15 protein-coding genes are annotated in these 17,096 nt (G+C 60.2%); 9 read left to right on the top strand and 6 right to left on the bottom strand.

Features of this window, described 5'->3' with window-relative positions:
• The first annotated feature begins 132 nt into the window (after window positions 1–132).
• Entirely contained in the window at window positions 133–2,127 is a 1,995-nt protein-coding gene (locus J3L11_RS03905) for a relaxase/mobilization nuclease and DUF3363 domain-containing protein (protein WP_207570161.1), read from the top strand.
• A gap of 3 nt (window positions 2,128–2,130) precedes the next feature.
• Here J3L11_RS03905 and J3L11_RS03910 read toward each other — a convergent pair whose 3' ends face one another.
• The 6 genes from J3L11_RS03910 to J3L11_RS03935 form a co-directional block, all read right to left on the bottom strand.
• Entirely contained in the window at window positions 2,131–3,393 is a 1,263-nt protein-coding gene (locus J3L11_RS03910; RefSeq protein WP_242695080.1) for a patatin-like phospholipase family protein, read from the bottom strand.
• Window positions 3,394–3,737: 344 nt separating this feature from the next.
• Window positions 3,738–4,355 carry a DUF3313 family protein gene (locus J3L11_RS03915; protein ID WP_207570163.1) on the bottom strand — a complete coding sequence of 206 codons (618 nt, stop codon included), beginning with the start codon at window positions 4,353–4,355 and terminating at the stop codon, window positions 3,738–3,740.
• 12 nt (window positions 4,356–4,367) lie between these two features.
• Window positions 4,368–4,703 carry a multidrug efflux SMR transporter gene (locus J3L11_RS03920; protein ID WP_207570165.1) on the bottom strand — a complete coding sequence of 112 codons (336 nt, stop codon included), beginning with the start codon at window positions 4,701–4,703 and terminating at the stop codon, window positions 4,368–4,370.
• A gap of 144 nt (window positions 4,704–4,847) precedes the next feature.
• Window positions 4,848–7,964 carry an efflux RND transporter permease subunit gene (locus J3L11_RS03925; protein ID WP_207570167.1) on the bottom strand — a complete coding sequence of 1,039 codons (3,117 nt, stop codon included), beginning with the start codon at window positions 7,962–7,964 and terminating at the stop codon, window positions 4,848–4,850.
• Window positions 7,965–7,988: 24 nt separating this feature from the next.
• Window positions 7,989–9,155, bottom strand: a complete 1,167-nt coding sequence (locus J3L11_RS03930) for an efflux RND transporter periplasmic adaptor subunit (protein ID WP_242695081.1) — start codon at window positions 9,153–9,155, stop codon at window positions 7,989–7,991.
• Complete coding sequence (locus tag J3L11_RS03935) at window positions 9,155–9,790, bottom strand: TetR/AcrR family transcriptional regulator (RefSeq protein WP_022652140.1); 636 nt, start codon at window positions 9,788–9,790, stop codon at window positions 9,155–9,157. Before J3L11_RS03935 ends, J3L11_RS03930 begins: the two co-directional genes overlap by 1 nt.
• Before the next feature lie 109 nt (window positions 9,791–9,899).
• On the opposite strand from J3L11_RS03935, the gene J3L11_RS03940 reads away from it, so the two are divergent.
• The 8 genes from J3L11_RS03940 to J3L11_RS03975 all read left to right on the top strand — a co-directional run bounded on the left by J3L11_RS03940 (window position 9,900) and on the right by J3L11_RS03975 (window position 17,087).
• Window positions 9,900–11,324 (top strand): TolC family protein, encoded by a 1,425-nt coding sequence (locus J3L11_RS03940; protein WP_092937913.1) that lies wholly within the window; start codon window positions 9,900–9,902, stop codon window positions 11,322–11,324.
• Between the two features lie 74 nt (window positions 11,325–11,398).
• Window positions 11,399–12,343 carry a LysR substrate-binding domain-containing protein gene (locus tag J3L11_RS03945; protein ID WP_004883081.1) on the top strand — a complete coding sequence of 315 codons (945 nt, stop codon included), beginning with the start codon at window positions 11,399–11,401 and terminating at the stop codon, window positions 12,341–12,343.
• On the top strand, window positions 12,340–12,615 hold the full coding sequence (locus J3L11_RS03950; RefSeq protein WP_004883082.1) for an EexN family lipoprotein: 276 nt from the start codon (window positions 12,340–12,342) through the stop codon (window positions 12,613–12,615). Before J3L11_RS03945 ends, J3L11_RS03950 begins: the two co-directional genes overlap by 4 nt.
• A gap of 282 nt (window positions 12,616–12,897) precedes the next feature.
• Window positions 12,898–14,913, top strand: a complete 2,016-nt coding sequence (locus J3L11_RS03955; protein WP_004883083.1) for a conjugal transfer protein TraG — start codon at window positions 12,898–12,900, stop codon at window positions 14,911–14,913.
• The gene (locus J3L11_RS03960) at window positions 14,910–15,374 is read left to right on the top strand and encodes a ribbon-helix-helix protein, CopG family (RefSeq protein ID WP_004883086.1); all 465 of its coding nucleotides are present in this window, start codon (window positions 14,910–14,912) and stop codon (window positions 15,372–15,374) included. Before J3L11_RS03955 ends, J3L11_RS03960 begins: the two co-directional genes overlap by 4 nt.
• Window positions 15,371–16,438 (top strand): P-type conjugative transfer ATPase TrbB, encoded by a 1,068-nt coding sequence (trbB, locus tag J3L11_RS03965; RefSeq protein WP_004883088.1) that lies wholly within the window; start codon window positions 15,371–15,373, stop codon window positions 16,436–16,438. Before J3L11_RS03960 ends, trbB begins: the two co-directional genes overlap by 4 nt.
• Complete coding sequence (locus J3L11_RS03970) at window positions 16,435–16,818, top strand: TrbC/VirB2 family protein (RefSeq protein WP_004883090.1); 384 nt, start codon at window positions 16,435–16,437, stop codon at window positions 16,816–16,818. The genes trbB and J3L11_RS03970 overlap by 4 nt, the downstream gene beginning before the upstream one ends.
• Window positions 16,815–17,087 carry a VirB3 family type IV secretion system protein gene (locus J3L11_RS03975; RefSeq protein ID WP_004883097.1) on the top strand — a complete coding sequence of 91 codons (273 nt, stop codon included), beginning with the start codon at window positions 16,815–16,817 and terminating at the stop codon, window positions 17,085–17,087. The genes J3L11_RS03970 and J3L11_RS03975 overlap by 4 nt, the downstream gene beginning before the upstream one ends.
• The last annotated feature ends 9 nt before the right edge of the window (window positions 17,088–17,096 follow it).

The following is a 17,096-nucleotide window of genomic DNA, read 5'->3' on the forward strand; positions in this document are numbered from 1 at the left end:
CTGCACATGGGGGTGGCGCGGCACGGAGCGGCTTCGCCGCCGTGCCGTGTTCGGCGCGAAGGTCGCGCCAATGCAGGCATGTCCGCGTGCATCGCACGACTGGACACGCCAGAGCTTACAGGGAGAACGCCCATGACCGACCGCCGCGACGACGATTTCCGCGTGCGCCCGAGCGCCCCAAAGAATCGGGGCAAGGGGCAGGGGCAGAGCTTCGTTTCCAAGGTGCTCAAGCAGGCGGGCAAAGCCAGCAGCGGCAAGTCGGCGGTACGGCATTCCGCAGCCGGTGGCAATGGCGCACGTGCCGGCCAGCGCCCCGGTTCACGCTTGGGCCGCGGCCACACAGCGGCGCGCTTCGCCGGGGTGAAGCTAACGCCCATGTCAAGGCGCGTGACCATCAAGACCTTGCTGGTCAATCACCAGCGTGCCAGCCCGCAATCGCTCGCCAAGCACCTGCGCTACATCGAGCGCGACGGCGCGGGACGCGATGGCGAACCGGGTCTGGCCTACGGACCACAGACCGACGAAGCTGACCTTGACGCCTTCAAGGAACATTGCACCGACGACCGCCACCATTTCCGCTTCATCGTGTCTCCAGAAGACGGCGCGGAACTGGATGACCTGCGTACCTACACACGCCATCTGGTGAATCGCATGGAAGCCGACCTGGGCACACGGCTGGATTGGGTGGCGGTCGATCACTGGAATACCGACAACCCGCATACCCACTTGATCGTGCGCGGGCGCGACGACACCGGCAAAGACCTCATCATCGCGGGCGACTACATCGCACACGGCTTTCGCTATCGGGCCGCCGAACTGGCGACCGAATGGCTGGGGCCACGCACCGAACTGGAGATCCAGCAGACCTTGGGGCGCGAGGTGGAGCAAGAGCGGTGGACGAGCCTCGACCGCACGTTGCAACGCGAGACCGGCGAGGATGGCCGGGTGCGAATCGAAGGCTTCAATGAGCCGCACTTGCAACGCCAGCGCCTACTGCTGATCGGCCGCCTGCAACGCTTGCAGCGCCTGGGCCTGGCCGACGAGGTGCAGCCCGGCAATTGGGCCGTCCATACGGACGCGGAAAAGACGTTACGCGCCCTGGGTGAGCGTGGCGACATCATCCGAACGATGCAGCGGGCCATGAGCGGCCAGCCGCGTGAGCTGGCGGTGTTCGAGCCGGGCGACGATGGTCGCAGCCTCATCGGGCGCGTGGCCGCGAAGGGGCTTGTCGATGAGTTGCACGACCGAGGCTATCTGGTCATCGACGGCACGGACGGTAAGGCCCACTACGTTGCACTGAACGCCCGCGACGAGCTGGCGAACTATCCCACGGGCGCTGTGGTGGAGGTGAAGGGTTCGACTGAGGTGCGCACGGCCGACAAGAACATCGCCTCGCTGGCGAGCGATGGCCTGTACCGCACCGATCATCACCTGGTAATCGAGCAGGGCCGGGCCAAGCCCGGACGCGACCCGCAGGAAGTCGTCGCCGCTCATGTCCGGCGACTGGAAGCCCTGCGCCGGGCTGGCATCGTGGAGCGCGTGGCAGAAGGGCTATGGAAGGTGCCGAACGACCTGGCCGAGCGTGGCCGCCAATACGACGCGCAACGACTGGGCGGTGTAGCCGTAGAGCTGAAATCACGCCTTCCTATTGAACGGCAGACCCGCGTCATCGGCGCGACTTGGCTTGACCAGCAACTGATCGGCGGCGGCCGTGGGCTGGGCAACTTGGGCTTTGGCGGTGATACCAAGCAGGCCATGCAGCAGCGAGTCGATTTCCTCGAAGAACAGGGGCTGGCACAGCGCCGCGGGCAGCGCGTCATTCTGGCGCGCGACCTGCTGGGCACGCTACGCAATCGGGAGCTAGTGCAGGCCGCGAAGGACATTGCGGCGGAAACCGGCCTAGAGCATCGCCCGGTGGCCGACGGGCAGCGCGTAGCCGGTATCTACCGGCGTTCCATCATGCTCGTCAGCGGGCGCTACGCGATGCTCGATGACGGCATGGGGTTCAGCCTCGTGCCGTGGCGACCGGTGATTGAGCAGCGGTTGGGACAACAGCTTACCGCCAAGGTCATCGGCGGCAGTGCCTCTTGGGAACTGGGACGAAAGCCCGGTATCGGTATCACTTAGATATCATGGGGGCTTAGTACTAGGCGCGGTCTGCTTGGCCGTCGAGATTCTTTTTAAAGATTCAATCAGCGCCAGAAACTCCTCGGATTGCCTTAGTGTTTCGCTTCCCGCAGTTTGCAGGTCCAAAACATCCTTAGCCTCGATCGTGAAGGCCGTGGGTACGCGCAGCAGCGAGTGCCGGATCTTATCGTCGTGCACGTCGTTCAGACTTACGCTTACTACGTAGATTTCTGCGTCGGCTGCAAAGGGGCTGTCCGCTTGGCCACGCGTGCGATCAATCTCGGAACGCCAGTGCTGCAGGTCGTCGTTAAGCATGGCCAGCGTCACCTGGGTCTCGCGAGCGCCGGCACCGAAGATCAGCGACTCAAGTACTTGCGTCGTACTGGGAACTCGGTCGCTACTGTCCACTCGCTCACTCAGCCCGCGTTCGGAGTTCACCGTCACCAACACGAGTCGGCGCAGGCTTCCGGGCTTGACCTCCGAGAAGTTGGCGCTCATTGAGCCCGAGGCTACTAGCCGGTCTAGCATCAAACGTACGCCGAGATTGTCGGAGACACCACCGTCCACGAGGTGAATATAGGGCCGATCCTGCGCATTGCGGTAGCTGTCTATGCTGCTTTGCAAGATGCGTGATCTGTAATCTTGCCCTCGGAAAGGCAAAGATCGGAGAGGCGGCGAACAAGTATTGGCGTTGTTTCGCACCGTTACGGGCGACAGCACCAGCGGTACTGCCGACGAGGCCGCCACCGCGAAAGACAGCGGTGTTGCATCGAGGTCGGAACAAATTAGCCGGAATTGCTCGGTGGTGAAATCAAAAGGGGCACCGGTCGTGAGGTCGGTTGCCGTGATCATCAGTTCGGGCGCGCCTGGTCGTCGTCGCACGTCACCAAAGGAGCGGCCCTCAAAAAGTTCGTCCAAGCGTTGGGCCAGGATCTGGCTGCGTCCAAACCAAGGCGAAGTTAATCTATAGAGACGCCCTGGCCAGAGAGCTTCACGTAAGAGTCGCCCCTCAAAGGGCACAAGTAGAAAATCCGGCTCGAAACGAGTCAGCGTAGCATCGCCGAATGCTGCGAAGTGCGCGGCAAGTATGCTGCCCCCCGACACGCCACTGACCAGGAACACCTGATCCAGCAGAGTGGTCTCCTGGCCCTCTAGAGTGAAGCGTGTGGCCTTGAGTTCGCGTAGCACGCCCAGACCGAAGGCCGCCGCCCGCGCGCCCCCGCCTGACAGTGTCACTGCAACAATCACCGGCTGGTTGACCTCCAACGGCCTGATGCTTTGGTCGCTCTCGGCAGGAGCCACTAAGGCGGCGTTGGAAAGGGGCGGGTTGATCCAAGGACGGTAGGTGGAGCACCCTGTCAAAACTACAGTTGCCAGCGCGCCGGCCAAACTCCATCGCGTGGACCTACACACCTCCAGGCGCTTTACCTCCGCAAGTAGCATCACGCAGCGTTTTGAACAGAAAAGAATGAGAACCGCCGGCAATTTTGCGACGGAACTGAGCGAATTTTGACTGATGCTGGCGATCCAAGAAAGGCACCCTACCAATCCTCTTGGTTGGGTTTCTCGCACTTTGCTTGTGGCACGCGAAGGTATGGAATCAATGCTATTCACGAGTCAGCACTTCTCCAAGCGCTATTGATCTGTTCAAGACAGGTGGAGATTGCAGACTTTGCATGTCCGAGCAATGTATAGGAGCCTTTGAAATCAGCGATAGCGTTGCCGTGCCCGAAACAGCTGGCAGCAGCAACTCGACGACCTGTTTTTTCATCTACTGCCTCGAACTCCAAACTGGCTCCGCCTGTTGTCACAGGCCCAACAAGCAACGTCGTTAGGGTATTGACTGCGCGATTAGGTGTCTCAATGGTCGTAATTGCTACACGCACACGTATGCGGCCTGACGAGGCGGGAGCTTCGGACTTGGTTTGGAGGTGTCGCAGTTCACTGTTGACGTGATCGAGAAGCTCACGCTCCTGCTCAGCTTCAAGCCCATCGATGTGTCCAGTTTTCGTAACTATCTGAGCGTCCTCGACTACTATTTCCCGGTAACGACTGGGTTCAAAGCCAGGCGCTCTGAAGAGTAAAACGTTTTCGTACTTCGTTTTCTCCAATACATCGTGATCGCCAAGAAACGCAGATCGAGTCATGCCATTTGATGCACAGCCAGATAAGGCTGCAGCAAGGCTTATCATCAATAAAAATCGAACAAATGCAAAAGAGGTTTTCATAGATATTTTCGCTTATCCAAGTTTCAAACAGACAATGCCGGCGACAACAAGCGCGATGCCAGCCCAACGTATCAAAGAAGCTGTGTCACCGAACGCATACACGCCTACGAAAAATGCGCCCAGCGAACCGATGCCGGTCCAAACAGCGTAGGCTGTTCCCATGGGAATCTGCTTGAGTGACAGCCACAGGAAAAAACCGCTGGCTGCCATACATGCGACCGCAATCGCCGGCCCCACGTAGCGCATCGCCGCATTGACTGCGCCCAGCTTGAGGCCAAGTGGCCAACCTATTTCGAAAAGTCCAGCAATCAAAAGCACTAGCCATGGATTCCACATCAGCGGGTTCATATATTTCTCCGAATCTATTTAGAAGAACTTAGCCATCCAACTATCTGGCAATGTCTTGCCAATAACGACTAATCAGCCCCCGCCTGCATTGCTCCGGCTATAGGAGATGGCGGGGCTTAAAAGGTGAATAGTTGATCCGATGGGTTAAACCGGATACGTCGGATGTTGCGTCGCCTCTTGACGCTGATTGCTGCCGGGCCACTTCATTCCGAAAAGCACTTCGTAGAGCAGCGGGATCAATCCCAGCGTCACGAGTGTGCCAAGCGCTAAGCCACCAATCATGGCGATGGCCATGCCCTTCCACAGTGGGCCGGCAAACAACATCAGGGGTACGAGACCCGCGATACAGGTCACTTTCGTCATCACGATCGGACGCAGCCGCTGCATCGCCGCCCCCACCAGGGCCTCATGCCGCGCGAGCCCTTCCGCGAGGCCCTGTTCAATGCGTTCGAGCAGCAGAACGGCGTTGTTGACGATGATTCCGAAAAGCGCAAGCACACCAAAGGTCGCCATGAAGCTGAAAGGCGTCCCTGTCGCCTTCAATGCAATCACAACACCAATCAACGTGAACGGAATGGTTGCTAGGATGACGATCAGCTTGCGGAACGAGTTGAACTGCCAGATGAACAGCAGCAGCATCGCCAGAAGAGCAAACGGCATGTAGTGCGAAAGCGAAGCATTCGATTCAGCTGATTCTTCAATTTCTCCACCAAGCTCTATGGCATAGCCCGCAGGTAGTTCGATTGCAGCGATCTTAGGTGCAAGGTGATCCACGATCTCTTGCGCGGTGTATGCCGTGTTCTGCCCCTGAACCGTAACCGTACGAATGAGATTGCGGCGTTGAATAACGGACGGCTCGCTGGACAGCGTGACATCGGCCACTTGCGCCAGAGCAACGGGTTGACCACCCGACGCTGGATAGATGGTCGTCGCACCTACGTCCGCAGTGCTGCGTCGATCATTAGGCGTCCCGCGCATTACGATTGGCACGCTGGTATCGCCATCTCGGATCACAGAGATCGACTGGCCGATGTAGCGGGTGCCAAGCCAGGCGGCGATGTCATCGGTGGTTACGCCAGCACGTCGCGCACGGTCCTGATCGACTCGAACATCGAGACGACCGACACGGGTGTCCCAGTTGTTCTTGATGTTGGCTGTTCCAGGCAGATCCCGAAGTGCAGACTCGATCTTTGCCGCTGCATTCATCAGCACCTCATGATCCGGTCCGCTGACCCTGTAGACGGCTGTGCCAGCTTCGGTAGTACCTAACGAGAACCGCTGAGGCTCTGCGCGTACATCTCCATGATGCTGGGCAAAGTAAGCCCGCGTTCGGGCAATCACCGCATCAATGTTGGTGCCTGTCTTGACCGTCACAACGAAGTACGCAATGTTCGATGCTGGCAACGGTGGATTCAATCCGAGGATGAAGCGCGGTCCACCGTCAGCCACGTAGCCAATGTGATCCGTGATTTCGGGGTTGATTTCTTGATCGCCGAGCCAGCCACTGACCTCCTTCACTTTCGCAAGCGTGAGGCGTGAATCCATTCCAGGTGCGAGTTGAACAGGTATCTGGAACTGCACACGGTCGGACTTCGGCAAGAAGTCGTATGGCAGTGTCGTGAATCCGTACAGAGCGACGGCCAATGCCCCCGTCATCACACCGACGTAGATCGCCTTGTGGCCAAGTACCCACTCAAGCACCTTGCGATAGCCGCGATAGAAGCGTGTGTCGTAGGTCTGCGCGTCGTCCGCTGGCTGATGGTGCACTTTGGCGAAGTGGTAGCACAGCAGAGGTGTGACGGTCAGGCAAAGCAGCCAAGATCCGAGCAAGGTGAGCGCAAGGACGATGACCAGAGAGCGCAGATATTCACTCGTCGCACTCTGTCCAAAAAAGAACGGTGAAAAAGCGATGACGATGACCAAGGAGGACGTCAGCAGTGGCAGTGCAAGCGTGCGGCCAGCTTCGAGGCAAGCATGTTTGCGGTCTTCACCAGCGGCCAAGCGCCGTTCAATGTCCTCGGCAATCACGATGCCGTTGTCAACTAAAAGACCCAGCGCGATGATGATGGCGGCCATCGAAACGCTCTGCAGTTCAATGTTCAGCGTGCGCATCACGATCAGCGCCCCCAGAATGGTCAGTGGCACGATCATTCCGACGATGATTCCAGTGCGCCATCCGAGGAAAAGGACGACGACGCCAAGCACGATGACAATAGTTTCAAGCATCACATGGTTCATCTTGCCCATCTCGTGCTTGACGATGTCTGCCTGAAACGTCACATAGGACAGCTCGAAACCTGCAGGCAGGAGCTTCTCAAGCTCCGCCACACGGGATTTGAGTGCCGCACCGAACTGCTCCACGTTCTGGCCCGAGGTCATGGACACAGCCATCACCACGGCAGGCTGCCCCTTGTAGATCGCGGCAGACTCGGGTGGATCTGCAGGTTGCACCTGCACGTGCGCAAGCTCTCCCAGGGCGATTGATGGAGTGGGAGAAGCGCCACGCACACCCTGGCTTTGCGCCATCATGATCGGCAATGCGCGTAGCGAAGCGGCATCACGAACCTCTCCACTGACAGCCAACGAAGCGTTGATGCCACCGATGGCAATCTGTCCGCCTGAAAGTACGACGTTTTGTTTGACGAGTTGATCGATCACTCCCTGAGGGGTCAATCCAAGTTGGGCCAGCTTGGGCCGATCAAATTCGAGATAGACGCGTTCTTCCTGCAGGCCGTAGAAGCTGATTCGATCGACGCCAGGAAGCGCGTACAGGCGGTCGCGCATCTCTTTCAGCGACACACGCATTTCGCTCATGGAGTAGCCTGGAGCAGTTACAGCAATGGACGCTACTGCAACACGGCCAAAGTCGTCGTTGACAAACGGCCCCAACGTTCCCTGGGGGAGCATCGGTTGAGCATCGGCAACTTTCGCACGCACGCGCTGCCATATGGGGGCTAGGTCGGTGTACCGCTCCCAGATCGTGACCTGTATGACCGCCGCACCCGCGCGAACGGTCGTGGTTACACGCTTGACCTCGGCCAGTTCCCGCAAGCGCTCCTCAATCGGGCGCGCAATCAACTGTTCGACGCGCTCGGCCGGCATGCCAGGGTTCAGAACGGCAACAACCGCATCTCGGATCGTGACCGATGGCTCCTCCTGCGACGGGAAATTGAGAAACGTGGCAATGCCGGCAACAAGAATGATGACGGCGGCAAGGTACGTGAGTCTGCTGGCGCGCAGCGCCATTTCTGTGATCTTCATAGCGAAGTCTCCCTGTAGCGCGCGTCAGCGCCCGGCCAATTGAGACAGGGCTTTCAGGGGAGTGACTTGCTGCCCCTCTGTGAGCCACCCAGCACCAGCCGCGACCACCGCCTCGCCCCGCTTCAGACCATTAACGACGCGAACGTTGTCGCCGCCAGGAACGCTCTGGAATTGCACTTCCCGGCGGTGCACTTTTTTTCCGGTCACGTCATATACGAACACTGCGGCTTGTCCCACTTTTTCACCGAGCACAAGTGCCGAATAGGGAAGAATCAAACCGTCTGACGAGGCATCCTTAGATTCCGGTGCTTTCAGCAATACTTGAACGGCAGACCCGGGCCGAAGAATGCGCGCCTGAGTAGCATCTTGAGGAACGAGAACCACAGGCAGAAGTGAGCCATTCTCTGCACGCAAGCCAATGCGTTTTACCGAAGCACGAACGGGACTTGCTGACTCGCTGAGGCGCAGTTCTGCGACTTGCCCAACTTGTATGTGCACCGCTTGGGTCGTCGATGCGGTCGCAAGGATTTCTACGCCGCTGCGCAGTCCATCCACTTCAAGCACGGGCGCTCCGGCTGCAATATCAGTGAAAGGGAGCGCGAGTTTCGCAGCAACGACGCCGTCAAATGGCGCATGAATGGCGGTACCCCGTTGCGCACGTTCTGCAAGGCCCAATGCGGCCTTGGCATTGCGAACCTGCCCCTCGGCAGCAACCAACTGCGCTTTCACGCTTTCGAAAGCGGCGGGAGAGATCACGTCACCCTCCAGTAACCCGCGTTGCTGCTTGGTCTGCACGATTCGGTCTGCCAGCGCGGCTTCTGCAGCGGCAAGTGCCGCCCGAGCCTGTTCCAGGCGAAGTTGCTCGGGCTGGACATCAAGCTCTGCAAGAACCTGTCCACGAGAGAATCGGTCCCCCACGTCCACATGAAGTTTGCTGATCCGCCCGCCAGTCTCAAACCCCAAGGTGCTTCGCTCGCTGGAACGAGCCAGGCCACTCAGCTCGATGCGATTGTCCACCGAAGCTGTATCACCCACGGTGAGCAGCTTGACCGCTCGCGGGGGATCGGAAGCAGGCTCCTTTTGAGCGCCACAGCCGGCGAGCAATGCGAGTAGAGCAAACGCAAGGCCGACTTTCTGCATTTGCCAGGACTGGGATTTAAAGGGAGTGCAAGACACGGGAAGGCCTTTCATCAGCGTTTATCAATAGGGGTGAGTTCCAGTTCGCCGCGGGCGAGCGCCTGGAGGGTGTGCATGAGTCGAGAAAGGTCTTCGGCAGCAAACGTCGGAAAACCCATCATTTCGGCGAGGAAGACTCCGTCCAAGGCAAATAGAACGATTCCGGCGATATCGGTGCCGCGTGGAGATTTGCTCGCGTTCTCGTACTGCCTGCGGTACCAGCCGCGCACAGGCTCAAGCAGCGTGGGGTCTTCAGCCACGGCCGCCAGCAATGCAGCGCTCATCTTTTGCATCCCGCCGTCAGGCATAGCCGAGACCTGGCTGGATAGCCAAGGGTCTGGATCGCCGACGAATGGCAGCTCTCGCTCTTCCTGCCCGCCATCAAACGCCGAGACCTGGTCATCAATCATCGTGAGGAGCAGATCGCGCTTGGTCTTGAAGTGGTACAGGAACGCACCTTTGCTCATTCCTGCCCGTGCAACGACCGCGTCAAGCGTTAGGTGCCCGGCACCTCCCTCCATGACTACGTCACGCGCAGCTTGAAGGATGCGCTCCCGTGTTTGTTGCGCTTTCTTAGAGATGGAGGGGGCTTCAGCGCCGTTGTCCGCCGAATGCGACTCCTCTGGGCTTGATTTCATACGAGTTGCCATGGTGAAACTCCAAAGATGCTTGATTTTTGAATCGTCTGGACGGTATAGTACACGCCATGAACTATGCCCGTCAAGACGGCCTCCTCAATTCACAACCTAGTGGCTCAACATGTCCGATCCCTACGCCCGCCGCGGCCTTACTGCTGTTGCATTCCTATCGATCACGCTTCTCGCCGCGTGCAGCCACTCGCCTCACAGGGTGGAGACATCACGCGTTGAGGTTCCGGCCAAATTCATGAACGAAGCGGGTCTGGCTGTGCAGCAGGTGCCAGCACAAGCACTCCCGGCCGAGTGGTGGACGGCGTACGGTGATCCGCTGATTGACGCGCTGGTGCGCAACGCGCTGGAGCACAACACCGATCTCGCTATTGCAAGAGCGCGGATTGATGAAGCTGTGGCGATCACCCGACGTACACGCGCTTCAATGTTCCCTAGCTTGGCGCTCACGCCCCAAGCAACGCGCGCGCGCGACTTTTCTTTGGCACCGACCATCAGCAGCGATGCCAGGCTTCCGCTGTCGGCTTCATGGGAAGTTGATCTAGCGGGCCGCCTCTCGCATGCCGCTGATGGCGCACGGATGGACGCAGTTGCTGTCGAACAGAACTGGTTCGCGACACGTTGGCAGATCGCCTTTGAGACAGTGTCCGCTGCACTGCAGCAGCGGCAGGCGGCAGAGCTGGAAGATCTGGCAAAAGAGCGACTTCAAGTCGCCGAGCGCCTTGAGCGTCTGACAGAGCAGAAGTTCAAGGCAGGTCAAGCTACGGGCTTTGACATTGAACGCACGCGTTCCGAGGTCATCGCCCTCCGGGTGGAGCAAGAGCAGTTGCGACGCGTACGCGGCGAAGCAACGCATGCCTTGGATGTGCTCGTTGGCCGGATTCCGGGGGCGCTTGGCAGCGGTCCTGCGCTTGCCTCTCTCACCATGCCCGATTGGACTCCCAGAAGCGTGCCAGGCGAATTGCTGCAGCAGCGCCCCGACGTCAGAGCCGCGCAGGCGCGTCTTGCAGCGGCGACGGCGCGATGGAACGCAGCAGAAGGCGAGCGGCTCCCCAAACTTGTGCTCGATTTGAGTGGTGGGCGCCAACGCTTCGAGAACAACGGAACACGTGTGGCAGGGAACATTTTCTCTCTGGGCTTGGGTGTGACGCTTCCGATCTTTGACGGTGGAGCAATACAAGCGGGAATCGACGAGGGCTCAGCACGCAGTCGCGGCGCACAGGCTGACCTGGAACGCACGGTTTTGCTTGCGCTTCAGGATGTGGAGAACGCTTATCTGGGCTGGCAGACCCAGCGGACTTCTCTGCAGCATCAGGTCGATGGTCTTGTCGTCGCTGATCGACTCCTTGACCGCAGTCGACGCCTCTTTGAGGCGGGACAGGTGGATGCGACCGTTGTTGCAGAAGCGGAGCGTGGCACCTTGTCCCAGCGAGCGGCTCTGGTCCGTGCTCGCGCCGACGCAGCCGTGCAATGGGGTGTTCTCGCTAAAGCGCTTTCTGGTTCGCCAGAGCATGTGAATCTGCAATCTTCACCCTGAGTCCTTGAGTTGGAAGAACGCAGCATGGCAGCGAGTTTTAAATACTGAATAGATCGACGATTAGTAGGGGACGCATGGAAATTCGACATCTACGTTGTTTTATGGCGCTCGCCGAGGAACTTCACTTCGCTCGCGCCGCTGCGAAACTGCATATTGAGCAGTCCCCACTGTCTCGCACGATCAAAGAACTCGAAGAGGAGTTAGGAGCACAGCTCTTTATTCGGAACACGAGAAGCACGCGTTTGACACGAGCTGGGTTGATGCTCATGGAGCACGCACCTCGGGTGTTCGCATCCTTGCAACAGGCGCGGGACTGCGTGAAGGCAGCAAAAAATGGCTTTCATGGACAACTCCGCGTCGCCTTGTCAGACGGCGCAACACTACTGTGCTTACCAGCCCTATTGGCGTTGTGTCGCGAGGAGGAGCCCGAGGTTGAGATTCGCTTTTTTGAGGTGCCACTATCCCAACAAATCAAAGGATTGCACGACGACCTGTATGACGTCGGCTTTGCACAGTCCGACGACGTAGGTGATGGAATCGTCGCACTTCCCGCGTGGACTGACACGCTTATGGTGGCGCTGCCAGCTCGGCATCCGTTGCTGGCTCTTAAGCGAATTCCATTGGATGAACTGCTGCGCTACCCGCTAGTGCTATCTGATCCTCAAGTGTGCGAGGGCCACGCCAAGCACATTGAGCGAGTACTTAGCCGGGCTGAAATGCAGCCTCTAGTTGCCGAGCGGGTTACCACTTTCGACCTGATGATGGCGTTGGTATCTGCCGGTTTTGCACTCGGACTTACAGGGGCTGCACACATTGCAGCCTCCCGAGAGCCAGGAGTCGTGGCGAGGCCGCTTTCGACACGCGTACCACCTTTGACGACCTATCTACTCAGACTTGAAGGCGATCCGTTTGACGAGCTTGCGCGCTTCATTCAGCGAGTACAGGCCATCGAATTGCCAGAGTTTCTCAGGTCAACAAAAAGCCGAAATCCCGATCTTCCGGAGGAATTGATGCCATGAGACTCGCCATCACGCTCGTCGCTGCAATGCTAGTCGCATGCGGTCAATCTGATAAACCGCACAAAGCCACTAGTGCAGAAAAGAAAACCCCGACAGTAGAAGAGCTGGTGGCAGACCCGGAACAGCTCAAGAAGTTGCGCCAGCAATGCAAGACGGATCGGCCTACTTTGGGCGAACTGCTTTGCAACCGGGTAGCGGAGGCAACACGTAAGCGGTTCTACGGTGACGGAAAAACGCCATACACACCGCCCAAAGAATCCCCCAAATTCTGAAATTCAGCAATTCAGCAATTCAGCAATTCAGCAATTCAGCAATTCAGCAATTCAGCAATTCGCTAGTCTGCCTGAATCTTCTGTTCGGCACGCTGATATTCGCCGGCGCTTACGGAGTCACTCCCTGGCTAGACACAGCGCGAATTCATTCTTTCTTATCGACCTTTCTGCCCCAAACGGTCTTTGACCGGCACTAAGCCAGCACCGATCCTGACGCCTGCGGCACATTTCTAAGCCGCGTTTCCCAAGGGAATCAGCGTAGGAGAGATTGGAGGCGGGGCTATGCAAGGTACGAATGTGCTGTTCGGTCAGATAGCCGTGGTATTCGGCATCGTGATCGCGGGTGTGTGGGGCGCCACACAATGGACGGCAGCAGCCCTTGGCTATCAGGTACGCCTTGGCTCCCCCTGGTTTGATTTCCTCGGCACACCGATCTACCTCCCGTGGAAGCTGTTTGAGTGGTGGTTCTTCTTCGATGCCTACGCGCCACGCGTTTTCGACACGGGCGGTGCCATAGCGGGTGGCAGTGGCTTGCTGGCGGTGGTGGTCGCAGTCTGCATGTCGATCTGGCGCTCTCGTCAATCACGCCTAGTCACGACCTATGGCTCGGCACGCTGGGCAAGTACGGAGGACATTCGCAAAGCCGGCCTTACGCAGCCGATCGGCGTGTTCCTCGGTCAGCACGATGGCAAGTACCTTCGGCATGAAGGCCCGGAACACATCCTCACTTTCGCGCCCACGCGCTCAGGCAAAGGCGTCGGCCTTGTGGTGCCGACGCTGCTTTCTTGGCCTGCATCCGCCGTAGTCCACGACATCAAGGGCGAGAATTGGCAGATCACCGCAGGTTGGCGCTCACGCTACTCACACTGCCTGCTGTTCAATCCGACCGATGCGAAGTCGGCGGCCTACAACCCGCTGCTAGAAGTTCGGCGCGGCGCACATGAAGTGCGTGACGTACAGAACATAGCCGACATTCTGGTCGATCCAGAAGGCGCGCTTGAGAAGCGCAACCATTGGGAGAAGACTTCGCACGCGCTGCTGGTCGGGGCCATCCTGCATGTGCTCTACGCGGGCGAGGACAAGACGCTGCGCGGCGTCGCCAATTTCCTCTCCGATCCGGCCAGCCCCTTCGAGCTGACCTTGCACCGGATGATGACCACACAGCACCTCGTGAACGTGGAAGGTGGTGGCCCGCATCCAGTCGTCGCTTCGGCGGCGCGCGAAGTGCTCAACAAGTCGGACAACGAGCGTTCCGGCGTGTTGAGCACCGCCATGTCGTTCCTGGGCCTCTACCGCGACCCCACGGTGGCCGAAGTCACCTCGCGCTGCGACTGGCGTATCGCCGACCTGATCGCGTCCGAGCATCCGGTGTCGCTTTATCTGGTAGTGCCACCTTCGGATATTTCGCGGACGAAACCGCTCATTCGCCTGATCCTCAACCAGATCGGCCGACGGCTCACCGAATCGCTCGACGGCAGCGACGGCATCGAACGCCGCCACAAGCTGCTGCTGATGCTCGATGAGTTCCCGGCGCTGGGCCGCCTGGACTTCTTCGAGACGGCGCTTGCCTTCATGGCGGGCTACGGAATCCGCAGTTTTCTTATCGCCCAATCGCTCAACCAGATCGACAAAGCCTACGGCCAGAACCATTCGATTCTGGATAACTGCCATGTCCGCGTGACGTTCGCCACCAACGATGAACGCACTGCGAAACGGATCTCCGAAACGCTTGGCACCGCTACCGAACTGCGCGCGCAGCGCAACTATGCCGGGCACAGATTGGCACCGTGGCTGGGGCACCTCATGGTGTCGCGGCAGGAGACGGCCCGCCCGCTACTGACGCCCGGTGAAGTGATGCAGCTTCCGACTGAGGAAGCTGTGGTGATGGTGTCCAGCGTGGCACCGATCAAGGCCAAGAAGCTGCGCTACTACGCCGACGCGAATTTCAAGAACCGCGTTTTACCGCCGCCTGTGCTCGCGGCCGGGCAATACGCGGACGCGCCACCGGCCCGGCCCGACGACTGGAGCGGCCTATCGATCCCAGCCGTGTCAACGGTCCGGGCTGCGGGCCTGTCCGGCGATGGCACAGGCACCGCCGATGACGGCGGCCCACGCCGACAGCCGGAGCTATCCGAAGTCAGCGAATACAGCCCCGAACCGCTGCTCGCCGGCCATGACCTGACTCTGCTCGATGACGACGACGACCTGCCGCTGCCGCTTCCCGGCCAGCTCGACCCGGCCATGCAGCGCACGGCCCGGCTGGCTTCCCTCGACCCCAACGACGGAATCGACTTATGAGCCAATACCGCCTCAATCTGTTCATTCAGCCCGAGCACGCCAAGCGTCTCGAAGAACTGGCCGCCAAGAAAGGCGTGTCCAAGTCGTCCATTGTCGCGGCGGCGCTCGCGTCGTGGCTATCGCCCGATGCTGGCGACCAGCGCGAGGCGGCCATCGCCAAGCGGCTCGATCGCCTGTCGCGGCAGGCCGAGCGCATGGAGCGCGACCAGAACATCCAGATCGAAACACTGGCGCTGTTCATCCGCTACTTCCTGACCGTCAGCACCCCGATTCCCGAAGCCCATCAGGACGCAGCTCGCGCCCAAGGCAAAGCGCGTTTCGAGCAATTCGTGGAGCGGCTCGGCCGCCACCTGCTGCGTGGCCGCAGCCTGGTGCGCGACGTTGTGGAAGAACTGCACCCAGACCCGGCGCGAATGGATGACGCGGAGGCACTGGCTGAAGCGCAGGAGCGTGCCTCATGAGCGCCATTCCGCAAACCCCGCCCGAACTCTCATCCGCCGCAACCTCTCTGGATCGCCGTATCCAGATGCTGCGCACGGCAATGGGGCCAGTCATCGCCGCTGCGCTGGCCGACCCCGACGTGGTGGAAATCATGCTCAACCCCGACCGCACCCTATGGGTGGATCGGTTGTCATCGGGCCGCATGCCGCTGGGCGTGGAGCTGTCCCAAGACGATGGCGAACGCATCATCCGGCTGGTGGCTGCGCACGTCGGCGCAGAGGTGCATCGCGGGCGGCCGCTGCTGACCGCCGAGCTGCCCGAAACCGGCGAGCGGTTCGAGGGCATCTTGCCGCCCGCAGCGCCCGGCCCAGCCTTCGCGCTGCGCAAGCGCGCCGTGAGCATCATCGGGCTGGATCGCTATGTGGCCGACGGCATCTTGACCACAGGCCAGGCCGAGTTCCTGCGCCGCGCCGTGCGTGAGCGCCAGAACATCCTGATCGCCGGGGCGACGAGCAGCGGCAAAACCACACTCGCCAATGCCTTGCTTGCGGAGATCGCCGCCACGGGCGACCGCGTGCTTGTGCTCGAAGACACCATCGAGCTGCAATGCGCAGCCCGCGACCATGTGCCGCTGCGCACCCGCGCTGGCGTCGTGTCTATGACCGAGCTGGTGCGGGCCACGATGCGCCTGCGCCCCGACCGCGTGATCGTCGGCGAGGTACGCGGCGGCGAAGCCCTGGACTTGGTTAAGGTGTGGGGCACCGGCCACCCCGGCGGCATCGCCACCATCCACGCCGGTTCCGCGCTGGGCGCGCTGCTGCGCCTCGAACAGTTGATTCTTGAAGTGGCGGTGAACCCACCGCGTGCGCTGATCGCCGAGGCGGTCAACGTCGTGATCCACATCGCCGGGCGTGGCCGCAAGCGCCGCGTCGAAAGCATCGCCCGTGTCGTCGGTTTCGACGGCACCGGCTATCGCCTGGCGGACGCGCTGGAAACACCGTTTCCCGAGCTGATGCCGGTTCCTCTCGCAGCCGATGCCGCTGCGCCTTCCTCGTCCCTTGACCTACCTGGAGAACTGCCATGACGCAGATGCACGTTCACGCTTTCCGTAATTCCGTAAATCCGGTTTCAACCATCGCACGCCTGCGGCGGCTGGCCGGCCCCGCGCACCACGGCCTGCTGCTGGCCGCAGTCATGCTGATGACGGCGGGCACGGCGAAGGCATCCGGCTCCTCGATGCCGTGGGAAGGCCCGCTGCAATCCATTCTGGAGTCGATTCAGGGGCCGGTGGCACGCATCGTCGCGGTCATCATCATCATCGCCACGGGCCTCGCGCTCGCCTTCGGCGACACGTCGGGCGGCTTTCGCAAGCTGATCCAGATCGTGTTCGGTTTGAGCATCGCGTTCGCCGCGTCCTCGTTCTTCCTGTCGTTCTTCAGCTTCTCCGGCGGGGCTGTCGTATGAGTGGCCCGGATAGCTTCGCGGCCGGCTTCGAGGTGCCGCTACATCGCTCGCTGACCGAGCCGCTCTTGATGGGCGGCGCACCGCGCACGGTGGCGATTGCCAACGGCACGCTAGCCGCTGCCGTCGGGCTGGGCCTGCAACTCTGGATTCCTGGCGTAGTGCTCTGGATCGTCGGTCACTCGCTGGCCGTGTGGGGCGCGAGGGTCGATCCGCAGTTCATGCAGGTCTTCGCCCGGCACATCAAGCACAAGCCGCTGCTGGACGTGTAGGAGACGCCG

Origin of the sequence: Shewanella sp. 4t3-1-2LB (assembly GCF_017368415.1) — a bacterium.
Classification (GTDB): Bacteria; Pseudomonadota; Gammaproteobacteria; order Enterobacterales; family Shewanellaceae; genus Shewanella; species Shewanella fodinae.